Genomic DNA, 12,515 nt, shown 5'->3' with positions numbered 1-12,515 from the left:
GGTATTCCGAGAGAGGGTTTTTTTATTTATAAGGTTCATTAACTATGAAAAAACTATGAGAATTTAAAAATCCATAAAATCCTCAAATTGTTTAGCTGCTTTTTCCTTAGCAGAGTTTGTCACATGAGTATATATATCCATCGTTGTTTTAATATCACTATGTCCCAAACGGACTTGAACATCTTTAATTGTCACACCGGCTTCAAATAAAAGAGAAGCATGCGTGTGACGTAAACCATGAACAGTTATGTCAGGTATATCGTCGTGTTGTGATAAAATACTTTGGAGCTTATCGTTTAAATGGGCTAGACGAAACGACTTAAATCTGTTGGATGAAATATCATACTTTGTAAAAATCAATTGCTTTGTATCTTCTTCGACTTTTAAATTAAATTCCTCATACTCTTTCGTTTGTTCCTCTTTCCATTTTTCTAGAAATGAAATAGTACCTTCGTCAAGACTGATAACACGTCTAGAGGCGTTTGTTTTAGGAGTTTGAAGTATCCGTTCTCCTTTTATTTCGACTAGTGTTTTACGCACCCTTAATATCTTTTCCTTAAAGTTAATATCAGACCAATGTAACGCTAATAGTTCTCCTTTTCGAAGTCCCGTAAAAGCTAAAATACGGAACATAACAAAGTACTTTAAAGGTTGCTCCTGATGAACCCTTTTCAAAAATAATCTTAATTCCTCTTTGCTGTAGAAATTCAGATTTTCTTCTTGTTCGTCAAATACCAGTGTATTTTGCTTTTTTGGAGTAACAACTTTGTCGAATGGATTTCGTTCGATAATGCCATGAATTATAGCGTATTTAAAAATTATATTTGTTTGGATTTTATAGTCGTTAAAAGCTGTCATTTCATTAGCCCACTCATTAATAACTTCCTGGCAATAATAGCTTGTAATATCGTTGATTTTTAAATGGCCGAATTTCGGTAAGATCCTTGTTCTAAACTTACTTTTCTTACTTTTTAGGGTTGTCGGTTTAATTTCGTTTTTATGCTGAGTTAGCCACATTTCGTATACTTCCTTAAACGTGTAAGTTTTCAATTGATGAAATTCTTTTGTTTCACGCTCAATCAGTAATTTGTTAATAGCTTGTTTAGCAGCTTTAACGGATTCAAAACCACTTTTTGTTGTGTTAATATGCTTATTTTTGCTCGGATCAAAGCCTAGAGAAATTTGAAATTTATAGTAGGTTTTACCGTCTTTCTTTACATAGGGTGTGATTTTAATATCTTTGTATTTAGTTACTTTTGAATGAATCATTTTATTGCGCTCCTTTTCTCATATGCTGGCGGGCAATATGTGTAAAAGGAATAAAATTTACTATAAAAAAACATTAATGCATTCAAATTTATTATCTTCGTCAAAAATAATTTCATCTATGCCAGGGTCAGCTACATATTCGATGAAATCCAATAAGGGCTCAGATGTATCATTTCCTAATAAAGTTGTACGAAATCCATCAAGATATTTTCCTATGGAGATTAGCGAATAATCAAATAGATATAAATCATCTAATGAACCTTGTTGAAGTCGATTATTAGTATTTACATCATGAACTATTAGGAAGTCCAAAGCTTTTAATAAAGAGGAATTTCCTCCACAAAGGTTAAGGGCAAGATAACTCTTTTCAGAATCTTCTTGTAGGGGTTCATACGAGAATAGGTTTACCTTACGAATAGCATTATTAGTTGAAACGATATTTACAGATATAGGTAACTCTTCTGATTGATTAGTATCTAAATCATGTCCGACTAATGTGTAATGAAATCGATAAAGTGTTTGGTCTAAAATATGCTCTTGTACGTTAGTTGGCACTAATCTTAAAGAAAATATAGAATTTACATTTTTAATTAACTCTTCAATATCTATTTCTAAAGCAATTAATACTTTTTCTAATGTATTAAATTGAATTCCGTTACTTTTCCCATTTGCTAAAGCACCCAGTGAAGTAGTTGAAATCCCTGTTAATTCCGATAGTTCTTTTAATGTCATTTTCTTTTCTTTTAATATTTTTTTCAGGTTTATCTTAATCAAACTCATCACCTCAATCTTATAATAACATCATACTTAATTAAATTCGATAAGTATGATTTGTTTTTTTGTTGACATTATTCGATATCATATAATATCATATGAATAACTAAAGTTATTCTTTTTAGATAACTATACTTACTTTCTGGGAGGTAAATATGCGAAATACAATGATGTTACCAATTGAAGTTTCGAGTGAGTTTTTTCAATCTTATGAAAAACTATTTGAAAACCTAGCTAGGGAAGCAATAGAAAAAGTTCAGAATGGTTCATACAGACCATATATGAACAAAAAGGAGGCGGCACAATACATTGGAATCAGCATCAATACGTTTCAAAAGCTCGTAAAAATGGGTTTACCAATTATTGAAGTAGATGGAACTAAAATAGTAAGTAAAAAAGATATTGATGATTTTCTAGAAAAATATAAATAAAACATTGGCGGGCAATATGTGTAAGGGGAATAATAATTTTTTTAGGAGGTGAAGAGATGGCAAAAGCAAAATTTCGTATGGTCTATACAAACTTTTGGAACGATCCCTATGTTTCTGAAGAAATGACACCCGAGGATAAATACTTTTTTCTTTATCTTTTGACAAATGAACATACAACACAGATTGGTATATACGGAATTACAAAAAAACAGATTGCATTTGAACTTGGTTATTCTATCGAAAGTGTAAACGCACTTATGCAACGATTTATAGATCATCATAAACTCATTAAATACAACTTAGAGACTCGTGAAATCGCAATAAAAAACTGGGGTAAATACAACTTTAACAAAGGCGGTAAACCAGTTTTAGATTGCGTAAGATCAGAGATTAAAAATGTAAAAGATACTTCATTAATCTCGTATGTTGCTGCAAGCATTCAAAATTATTTAATTAAGGAAATTTACGATTCGTATAACGATACGCCCACGATACGTGGACAAGAAAAAGAACAACAAGAAGAAGAAGAAGAAGAACAACAACAACAACAAGATATTAAGTTGTCGTCTAATTCTTCACAAAAATTATTTAATTTATTTACAAAGCGATTAAATAAACTACCATGTGAACAACTCCAAGAGGATATTAATTACTTCTTAGAAAGTTATTTTGATGAAGAATTAATTGTAGAGGCATTTAATAGAGTTCTGTTAGATAAAAAAATTGAATCTAAAGAGCGATATGCAGATGGAATACTTCGTAACTGGAAACTTGAAGGTATAACCACTTACCAATTGTTGGTAGAAAAAGAGTCGCGCAAACAACTTCAGTATAAAAATAAGCATAGCAAAAAAGAAGTAATTCCAGAGTGGTTTTACAATCGCAATCAACAAAATTTATCAGAGCAACATCAAGAACCAATTGATTTTGAAGCAGAGAGACAACGAGTTCTTGAAAAACTGGGGCGATGAAACCTGTTTTGAGGGATATTTATGAAATTTATAGGAGGATAATATTAATGCAAAAATTTGAAAGTAAAGAAGAGTTACTAGAAAAAGTATTAAAAAAAACAGACCTGTTACGTTGTAATATAAATGATATTTTAATAGGTTTTGAGCTAGATCAAGTTGTATTAGATGAATTGTTAGAACCTAACTCGTTTTATTTGTCAGTAGAAAAATCTATTAAGACTGAATGTGGTTTGTTGACTTGGACTTTGAGCACGGGTTGGATTGTGGTACCTAAAAAAGACGGTTTATTTCAATGGCTACAGTTTGAAACACTAGCTAATTTTTTAGAGCGCCATGGAAGGGTTATACCGTTTAAGTGGATGTTGGACGAAGCGATAGAGGGCTTACGTACACGTATGGCACGAGAATATTTAGAGGAACTTAATCAGTCGCTAAAATACGTAAACAAACTATTAAACTCTGAAGGTGAATATAACATTGACCTCTTAGTATCTTTGGCTAAAGATTATCGAACAGATAAGACAAGCCACTTGGAAGACATTCGTTCAGAAATCGAAAAAGAAATCGAATTTGTACAACGCTATATTCCAAAGGCCAAAAATGAAAAATTAGTATTCATTCCATATGCACTATAAAAAATCAAATTCAAAAGGAGTTTTTAATCATGAAAAAATTAGTAAAAACAATTGCTTTAACTAGTTTAATTGCAACAGTTCCAACTATTACATTTGCTGAAGCACCATCTTTTAAAGATGTATCAAGTAAAAATGTATATCACGACATCATTGTTGAAATGGCGAATCAGAGCATTATCAATGGCTATGAAGATGGAACATTTAGACCTAATCAATCTATCACTAGAAAACATGCTTCTGCTCTAATTAATCGTGCTGTTGATTTACCAGAAACAGAAGAATTCACACAACCAAAAGACCTTTCTTCTAAAAATGCTAATTACAACGATATAAAGGCACTTATTAAAGCCGATTTGTTAGAGGTGGATGGAAAAGGTAACATCAATCCAAATGCCCCTCTAACGCGTGGAGAGATGGCTAAAATCATTTCTGTAGCATTTAACTTAGAAGGAGACAAAAACTCGTTAAAAGACGTTTCAAAAGGCATTGAGCCATATGTAAGTGCCTTGTACGAAAATGATGTAACAACCGGCTATGAAGATGGCACTTTCCGTGAGAAAGAAAGTCTAACACGTTCGCACTTTGCAGTATTCATGTATCGCGCTATGAACATAGATAGAGATTCAGAAGTTATTGAGGCAGATCAAGAAACAAAAGGTGATGAAAAAGGTTTATTCGAATTAACAGATAAAGAGTATATCAAGATTGCTGAAATGGTAGATATATATGCGATGAAAAAAGAAGATGTTCCTAGACCAGAAGGTGTAACAACAGAGAAACAAAATGCTGAACAAATCGAGATTCGCACTCGCGAACTACATAATGGTGTAGGTGGATTTGGAATTGCTGACGATAATAGAAGTCGATTTAAAGATAATAAATCAGTTTATAATGCACTCGCTATAACAACAGGACAATTTATAGATTCGAAAGCCCGTCACACAAATATTTCTGTGGAAGAATTTACAGACATTATTAATCAGATTGTCAAAACTGGTGAAGTTTACGATTCAGGTAATTTCTCTATGTATTATAACTATGATGACGGAAATATTTACTATTCTGATAGATAGGGTGTAAATGATGAAGAAAAAAAAACTTTTATTATTGTTAATCCCTCTATTGATTCTAGCAACAGTTTTTACAAGTGCTTTCACACAAGTTCAAACTTTTACGATTGAAGGGATTCTAGCGCACGATGAATTTAATTTCGGACGTGAGCCTTCTGGATATGAGGAAGTAAGTTACACACTTTTAGAAGACCCCGATGGACGTACTGGTTATAGCGGACAGCTATATATATGTCTAGGCGGTGATTGGGTAGAAGATGGTAAGCCAGTTAGAACAGATGATAGCGGACGAGATAAAACTTATGAAGTAGCTGACTATAAGAATGAGATAATTGCCCTGTATGGCAAGGATATATATCAAAAAGCTTTAGCTTCGGGGCAAACTCTTGTTTACGATTCAAGTCGAGGGAAACCAGTTATTCATTCTGAAAAAGATGAAAAACTTGATGTAACACCCTGTAAAGATGGAGATAAGGCATACTTTTACAATAACCTAGATTTTTATCTTAAATTAGCATTTACAGTTGATGGAGAACAAGGCGGATCGAAATTAACAATCATCCCACCAGAACAGTCGATTTATGTTGGAGAACAAGCGCAATATCGTGCAATTTGGACGGAAAACGGTGAAGAAACTGATGTAACAGAACTCTCTACATGGAAGTCCATGAATACTAACCTTGCTACATCCGACGGAAACGGTAAGTTTATGGGAACTTCAAAAGGCTCGCTAACTGTCACCGCAGTTTATAATAATCGCTCACAAACAGCTTACTTGAATGTATTAGAAAATGGTGAACCAATTCCCGAACCAGGAGACCCCGAAAAAGAACCAAATTCCCCTCCAGTAGCAGTCATTGACGCACCGGAAGAGGTAGAAGTTGGAGAAGATTTCTGTATACGTTCTAAGTCTTATGATTCTGATGGCTATATCGTATTTCACGATTGGTATGTTAGTGGTGACCTTGAATTAGATAAAAACGATGAAGAAGGTTGGACAGAAACGACAGAAAATAAATGTGGTGTTTACTTTGAAGATGAAGGAGAGTACGAAATTGAGTTACAAGTAACAGATGATGCAGGTTCTTCTGACGACACAACTCATACAATTAAAGTTACTCCTCCTAAACCAGACGCAAGATTTCAAGTTAAAGGACATTTTAAAGAGGATAGAGATTTAACATTCGTTACGACAAGTACTGGATCCAAATACTCTGCTATTGATTGGTCGAAATCATATGTCGAGGTTTCAGCAGTTGATAGTAAAAATGACGAGCATATTCGAATTTATTTAGGCGGTGAGCATGTTGGTAAGGGTACTTTCTACGATAAAAAAGAGTTTGATTTGCTATTCAGAAAAACAGGTGATTATAAAATAACCCATTATGTTGTTAACAAACATGGATTAAGTGATAAAGCGACAGGAACATTTTTCATTGAACCAGATTTACCACCTGTTGCAGAAATAGAAACTTCACCAATAGTATATATGAACCCTAAAAATCTACACAGCAATTTTCCATACACTGACCAGACTATCTATGGTAAAGCAACTTCACCCGATGGGGATGTGATAGAGGAATACATTTACTCAGTTACTTACGATTCAAATAATGACGGGGAGTATGAAGATGATGAACCAGTCGTGCATTTTTCTAGTAATGAAATGGTTGTCGGAAAAACCTATGATTATCAACACCCAGAATTCCCTAACTTAAAAATATTTGCTTCTTTTGATAACAACTACAACTTAAATTTTGAAACTCCGTATGTCGGAAAATATCATGTACTACTCACTGCTGTGGAGGGATGGAACAATGCAAATTACACTACCAAAAGTTTTAATTAGTATAGGTATGGTTTTACTTCTGGGAGCTTGCTCTAGTGGAAATGAAACTTTAACAAAAGATGTTGAACTAGAAATGAAGTTTGTCAGCAATGTAGACCTTGCTCAATTCGATTTATCTCCTGAGGAAGTATTGCAGTTATTGAATACTGAATCAGATAATTATAAATCAATTGATCCATCATCGATAAAAATTGATGGAGCAGCACTGAAAAATCAAAATGACACTTTGACACTAGACTTTTCCAATCAAAAAGAAGTTCTAGCGGATTACAAAACTCAAGGATATAACGCAACCGTTTATGAATATCCTGTCACAGTTAATTTTGAAGCTACCCCAACAAACGAAAATGCACAAACCGAATATAAATTTGTTAATCTAGGGGTATTAGATTACTATAATGGGGCATTAATTAACGAGCAATATTCAGTAACAGATACCAATTCATCTGCCCAAATTTATTTAGAAAAGTTATTTGAAGCAAAGCAAACAGCCTGGGATAATGATTTAATTATTAATGAAATTTTAAAAGCCCCGACAGCAAAAAATCCAGAAGACGCATACGAAATTGCTCAAAATGGATTCAACTATATAAGTAATACCTTTGATTACGATACTGAAAAAGCTGAATTACTTAAAGAGACAATTAACAATTATACAAATGCTGAAGGGATTGAAAATTTTGTGCAAACTAAGAAAGGTGTTTGCTTTGATTTCGCCTACTTCTACAAACTATATTTAGACACATACAACGTGGAAAATAGATTAGCTTTCGGTAATTTTGAAGGTGAATCTAAAAAAATAAATCATGTTTGGAATGAGATTAAAATTAATGATGAATGGGTTCCAGTAGATACTACTGGAAATGGGTTTGATAAAAATAGAAAATACGATAATTATGTTTCAGTTTATACTACTAACTTATAAATCATAAAAGTCTCCTCTCAATGAGGGGTCATCAATCAAATTCTATCTTTTACTTTTATACACGTTTGATAAATAAAATGAGTTAGAAAGAGCATAAGGGGAAAACTGTCCCCACCTTCAGTGTGGAACTAGGCAGATCCTAGTGTTTTCATGGTACATGATTTTGTTGATTTGCCAAAAAAAGTTGACGGGTGTTTTTTAACTTTTTATAAAGAATATTTATTAGCAATTAGCAAAATTTTATAATACAATAAAGATTGAAATGAAAAACTCATTTCAGGGAGTCCTGAAAAATTATATATATTTGCTATATTCAATGCCTGGAATCGGGCAAAATGAAAAAGAGTCTCTATCCGGAGACTCTTTTTTGTTTTATATAATTAAAATTGTTTTGGAATAACGGTTGCCCATATTACATAACAGACTTGTCTTTTGATTTACATTAACAATTCCCTTTGGATTCTAATACTTCAACAATATCACAAAATCTTTTTCCTTCAAAACATTCAATTTTTTTGTTAAGTAACAAAGTTGTTTATTAACAAACGGGCCATATAGTTGAATAAGGATAGTACGAATAGACTTGGTTAAAATAATTCAAATAATAAATAAAGGGTGATTTATTTGAACAAGTTTATTCTACTTTTACTTATGTCTACCATAATTTGTGGAGCATTATTTAATGGAAAAGTAGATGCCAATTCTCACTTCCAACCTCGAACTATTGAAGAAAGTTATCTTGAAATTGGATATAAATCAGTCGGGGAAGCATTAAAAGATTATAAATACCACTATAAAAAGGAATTACAACTTCCATTAAGAGTTCCACCTGTTGTCTATACTCACGTGTTTGCTCGAACTATTGAAGGATACAGGGGAGATCTTTTTGAAATGCAGTTTATAAATGAGAAATCATATGGGGATAATTTCCTGATAAGTGTAGCACCAAAGGATGGTTTTGAGATATTGGATAAAGAAGTTATAAACGAATTTAAACTGAAGGGTGGAGACACTGCATACTTGTTGGATTATGGAAGAGGAATTATATTGATCTTTGAAAAAGATAACTTGCAATACAGGTTCAGTATAGATAAAAGGATCTTGGAAAAAATTACTCCTGAAATTTTAGTTCAGATAGCTAATTCTATTTATTATTGAATTAAGTCAAAAAGTTCTCTTGTTTATCTAACGGGGGCTTTAGTTGAATAAAACTTTAATTTTTATATGACTTTATTGTTATTTTTTAGTGTAGAGAAGTATCTTACATCAAAAATTAAACAACTATATTTTTAACCCCGTCCTTGCTTAGAACGGGGTTATGCTTGTTTGAGGTATTAAAATTAAATAACTTTATTGTCATATTACATTTTTCCTCTGAATTTATTATTCCACGATGTGCTGTCATATTCATTTTGTGGTTGCGGGATAATTAGTGTTTCCTCTTAATTGGATAATCAAAATCTGTATTTACTGAAATCACGTAAATAGAATCTTGATCGACAACATAGTCAATGCGGTAGGTTGAATAGGTTTTGTATCACAAAGAGGACGTCCGTTTTTGTGAGTGAAGATACGAGTATTACCCTCTTGACCCAGTTCTTGCAAATGGAAAATTAGGTCTTTTACTTTCATGGTTTGGCTCTCCTTTTCAGTAAAAAAATATTTTTTTAACACCTGGCTTTTCTAGAAAAAATGCTGTCAAAAATTTTGTCAAATGACCATTTTTTGCTGTCAAATTTTTTGTCAATTTGAAGAATTGATGTCCCCTTAAAAACACTAGGCTTTGCCTAGTTCCACACTGAAAGTGGGGACAGTTTTCCCTTATGCTCTTTCTTTCTATTCTAATTAAAATGGATATAACTACACCAAGTTTATAACACATGTAGTGTTACACTACTTGATTAGAAAGAAAATTAAGTGGTGTAACAGTGAGTAAGAGTAAATAGCCTTTCCTTATGGAGAGGCTATTAATTTTTTGGTGTTAAGTTAAGGGATTCTAATGCTATTGATTAGTCAACTATATGTATTGATTTATACTAAAATACCAATCTACAAGTGAATTGTTTTTGAGATTACCTAATCTTCTCGGAAAATATTTCACGGAAGAGTTTTTGTATAAAGATTTGCTGATATATGGAGGAATCTACGGAGTTATGTAGAAAAAATTGATAGAGAGTCAATGTAAGGTTTCAGGAGGATATGGTATGAGTGAATTGTCTGTAGGTACATTAAGTGATAAAGATATAAAAGAGTTTTGTCAAAATGGAAAATTGATTACAGAAGAATTTAATGAGAGGAATGTAAAGCAAGCATGCTATGAATTAAGGGCTAGTAACATTTATTACGATATAACTGTTTCCGATAGAAAAATAGAAGTTGCAGATGATAGTTATATTTTAATAAAACCTAAACAATTAGTTGTTATTATGACATTAGAAGGATTAGAAATGCCGCCAAATATTTTAGGTAGAATTTTGACAAAAGGTAAACTATTTTCAATAGGACTTCTACCTGTTAATACATATGCCGATCCTGGATTTTCAGGAAATTTGGGCATAGTGTTTTCTAATTTATCAAATAACTATCTAAAGATTAAACCAAGAGAATCTATTGCAAAGATAGAGTTTAGTAAGTTAGAAAAAAACGTAGAACGCTCTTACTCAGGTCAACATGGTTTTCAAACGGGAGTCTGGCCTGTACCACGGGAGATGATTTTAACAGAAGAAGAAGTTAGGAATGATCCTAGAATCAAGAATATTCCTGAAGAAATTGTATTATCCCATGGATCAAACGTAGGAAAGGTAATCGATAGGATATATAAGTATGAAAGAAAGTTTGTAATTGCTACCATTGGGTACTTCACATTTACGCTTGTACTCATAGCCGCTCTTCAAGGGACAAATTGGATAACTCCTGTATCTTCTATTTTGTTGGGGGTTTTTTCTAATGTGCTTTATACGTTTGTAACTTGGGCTGCTACTAATTTTAGGAGGTAAAAATGGATATTGAGGAGATTATTAGGATACAGAATGAGTTTGACTACGAACATGGTTGGGCTTTAAAAAGTAATGATACTAAGGAAAAGGTAAAACTAATAAACAAGGACTTAATTGGTATTTTTGGAGAGATAGGTGAATTTTCCAATTTAATAAAAAAGCTTAATCTAGATTTAGAAAGAGTAAAGGATATTGAATTTGAAGCTAATTTTAGCAAAATCAGAGGAGATTTAGAAGAAGAATTGATTGATACATTTATCTACTTAATAAGGATAGCCAACCATCTTGATATGGATATGACCGAGAAATATCTTTATAAAATAAAGAAGAATAGGGAGAGATTTAAGAGGTATGAAGTTGATAAGTAAAGTGGATAATGACCCAAGGAACATATCTTATAAATTAAGAGATATAACAATACCGACAAGGTTTTTTCTTGCTCCTATTAATACAGGATTTTCTTTTAATGGAGAGCCGCAAAGTGAGCTTATTACTTTCCATAATGAGCGCTCTGGAAAGGGAATAGGAATAAGTTATGTTGGCAACGTTTCTATTGAGCCTCAATATGTAACTAATAAAAATACATCTTACTTTACAGAAAGTACTTCTAAGTGGAAGGAACTAACATCAGTTATTTCAGAAGCAGGTTCAATTCCAGGTATTCAGATAGCATGTAGAAACTCAAGTATAGTTCCTGTGAAAAGAATGTTAAATACTAAAAAAGAAATCTATATTCAGACAGTTCAAGAAGAATTAAAACAATTACCTAAAGCAGAACTTGAGAGAATTGTTTCACTTTTTGTTCACAATGCACAATTTGCTTATGAAGTTGGTTTTAGAGTGATACAAATTCATGCAGCGCATGGTTACTTTTTATCACAAATGCTAAATAAAGAATTAAATGTTAGAGATGATGAATTTGGAACAAATAAGCTTAAAATGATATCTATGATAATAAATGGTATCAGAGAAATTTTACCAAGCGACTTAATTTTAGATGTGAGGATTTCATTAATCGATGGTCTTATCTCGGAAGAATCTGAGTTAGCATATAAAAATTTGTTAATTAATCAATTAGTGGAACTAGATATTGATATGATCAGTTTCTCCAATGGAATATATGATGTAAATAAGCAACTAATATACCCTTTAAAAAATTGGGGACACGGTGTGTTCATAAAAAAGATAGCTCCTTTTGCAGAAAGATACCCACATATAATTTGGAATGCATCAGGTAATATATGGGATATAGATGAATTAGACTTAGAAAAGCAACCTCAAAATCTTTCTTTCTCAATCGGACGAGCTCTTATAGCAGATCCTTCTTTTATAACAAAATCACTTAGTGGTCATAAATTAAGTATCAATCATTGCGAGAGGAAAAACCAATGTCATTACTATTCCCTTGGAAAAGAAAATATAACTTGCCCAATATATGAGGCCTCAAGAAATTAAGTTATAAAATTATATTTTTGCAAATCCAATGCAAAGAAATTTCTTGTTAGATGTCAAAACTTACACCTGGTTAACGATAAAACGCTTATATATCAGTATGTTAACGCGTTAACATTATTAATTAAACTTTTAAAAAGCAA

Annotated in this window: 12 protein-coding genes; 10 read left to right on the top strand and 2 right to left on the bottom strand. The window is 32.2% G+C overall.

Going from position 1 to position 12,515, the window contains the following annotated elements:
* Positions 1-63 precede the first annotated feature (63 nt).
* A complete protein-coding gene (locus EKG35_RS00175) occupies positions 64-1,269 on the bottom strand; it encodes a tyrosine-type recombinase/integrase (protein ID WP_126292298.1) in 1,206 nt (401 codons plus the stop codon).
* Between the two features lie 60 nt (positions 1,270-1,329).
* Positions 1,330-2,043 carry a helix-turn-helix domain-containing protein gene (locus EKG35_RS00170; protein WP_185807594.1) on the bottom strand — a complete coding sequence of 238 codons (714 nt, stop codon included), beginning with the start codon at positions 2,041-2,043 and terminating at the stop codon, positions 1,330-1,332.
* A 155-nt stretch (positions 2,044-2,198) separates the two neighbouring features.
* Here EKG35_RS00170 and EKG35_RS00165 point away from each other — a divergent pair, with 155 nt between their 5' ends.
* The 10 genes from EKG35_RS00165 (at position 2,199) to EKG35_RS00120 (ending at position 12,375) form a co-directional block, all read left to right on the top strand.
* Entirely contained in the window at positions 2,199-2,474 is a 276-nt protein-coding gene (locus tag EKG35_RS00165) for a helix-turn-helix domain-containing protein (protein WP_126292296.1), read from the top strand.
* Positions 2,475-2,530: 56 nt separating this feature from the next.
* Positions 2,531-3,445 carry a DnaD domain protein gene (locus EKG35_RS00160; protein ID WP_126292295.1) on the top strand — a complete coding sequence of 305 codons (915 nt, stop codon included), beginning with the start codon at positions 2,531-2,533 and terminating at the stop codon, positions 3,443-3,445.
* Positions 3,446-3,492: 47 nt separating this feature from the next.
* A complete protein-coding gene (locus EKG35_RS00155) occupies positions 3,493-4,080 on the top strand; it encodes a hypothetical protein (protein WP_126292294.1) in 588 nt (195 codons plus the stop codon).
* Between the two features lie 29 nt (positions 4,081-4,109).
* On the top strand, positions 4,110-5,153 hold the full coding sequence (locus EKG35_RS00150) for an S-layer homology domain-containing protein (protein WP_126292293.1): 1,044 nt from the start codon (positions 4,110-4,112) through the stop codon (positions 5,151-5,153).
* A gap of 10 nt (positions 5,154-5,163) precedes the next feature.
* Complete coding sequence (locus EKG35_RS00145; RefSeq protein ID WP_185807593.1) at positions 5,164-6,999, top strand: PKD domain-containing protein; 1,836 nt, start codon at positions 5,164-5,166, stop codon at positions 6,997-6,999.
* Complete coding sequence (locus tag EKG35_RS00140; protein WP_185807592.1) at positions 6,968-7,924, top strand: transglutaminase-like domain-containing protein; 957 nt, start codon at positions 6,968-6,970, stop codon at positions 7,922-7,924. The genes EKG35_RS00145 and EKG35_RS00140 overlap by 32 nt, the downstream gene beginning before the upstream one ends.
* A gap of 624 nt (positions 7,925-8,548) precedes the next feature.
* A complete protein-coding gene (locus EKG35_RS00135) occupies positions 8,549-9,082 on the top strand; it encodes a hypothetical protein (protein ID WP_148103493.1) in 534 nt (177 codons plus the stop codon).
* Between the two features lie 1,046 nt (positions 9,083-10,128).
* Positions 10,129-10,920 carry a dCTP deaminase domain-containing protein gene (locus EKG35_RS00130; protein WP_126292289.1) on the top strand — a complete coding sequence of 264 codons (792 nt, stop codon included), beginning with the start codon at positions 10,129-10,131 and terminating at the stop codon, positions 10,918-10,920.
* A gap of 2 nt (positions 10,921-10,922) precedes the next feature.
* Positions 10,923-11,288 carry a MazG nucleotide pyrophosphohydrolase domain-containing protein gene (locus EKG35_RS00125; RefSeq protein ID WP_126292288.1) on the top strand — a complete coding sequence of 122 codons (366 nt, stop codon included), beginning with the start codon at positions 10,923-10,925 and terminating at the stop codon, positions 11,286-11,288.
* Complete coding sequence (locus EKG35_RS00120) at positions 11,278-12,375, top strand: oxidoreductase (RefSeq protein WP_185807591.1); 1,098 nt, start codon at positions 11,278-11,280, stop codon at positions 12,373-12,375. Before EKG35_RS00125 ends, EKG35_RS00120 begins: the two co-directional genes overlap by 11 nt.
* Positions 12,376-12,515 lie beyond the last annotated feature (140 nt).

The organism is Lysinibacillus telephonicus, from assembly GCF_003966145.1.
Taxonomy (GTDB): Bacteria; Bacillota; Bacilli; order Bacillales_A; family Planococcaceae; genus Ureibacillus; species Ureibacillus telephonicus.
The sequence above is the reverse complement of the archived record's forward strand: the minus strand, read 5'-3'. Positions and strand labels throughout refer to the sequence as shown.